We start from the raw sequence: 571 nt of genomic DNA, 5'->3' as shown, positions 1-571 counted from the left end.
TTGATGGTGACTTGAGCGTTGTTGCTCAGGGTCACGACCAGGTCGTTGGCCAGGGCGGTGTTGATGTGCACGGTGAACGTCGGTTTGACGTTCTCGGCTACCGAGGTCTGGTCGGCCGTGATGGTCACCAGCACCAGGTCGCCCTGGTTGCCAGTGCCCGGAGTACCCGAACCTGGCTCGTCGGTGACGGCGGTGCTGACCGGGGTCTTGTCCAGCGTCAGCTGCTCGAACTTGCCGACATCCGCGCCGGTGACCGACTGGATGGCCTTCACGACCGGAGCGTTAGTGCCGGTATAGACGTTGTCCGGAGCCGTGACAGTGGCAGTGCCGGTTGTACCGTTAGCCGGGATGGTGATGGTGGTTTTGCCATCGTCCAGGGTAAAGGTCAGCGCACCGTGCTTGTCGATCGGCAGGCCGTCTTTGTTGGTCAGCGTCACGGTGTAGGTGATCACGCCACCTTCGGTTACCGATGGGGTCGCGGTCAGTTTTGCCACGACTTCGTCGGTGGTGTCGGTGACGTTGACCTTCGCCGCGTCGCCCAGCTGCAGGTTCTCGAAGGTACGGCCGCCGA

The 571-nt window shown here is 62.5% G+C and carries 1 protein-coding gene; it reads right to left on the bottom strand.

What is annotated here, in order from left to right:
• Positions 1-571 (bottom strand): immunoglobulin-like domain-containing protein (locus SB756_RS28050; protein WP_410912745.1); only part of this gene is annotated, 571 nt, incomplete at both ends.

This window comes from Pseudomonas sp. SIMBA_068 (genome assembly GCF_046534705.1).
In the GTDB taxonomy this organism is placed as follows: Bacteria; Pseudomonadota; Gammaproteobacteria; order Pseudomonadales; family Pseudomonadaceae; genus Aquipseudomonas; species Aquipseudomonas putida.
This window is presented reverse-complemented; position numbering and strand designations above follow the sequence as displayed.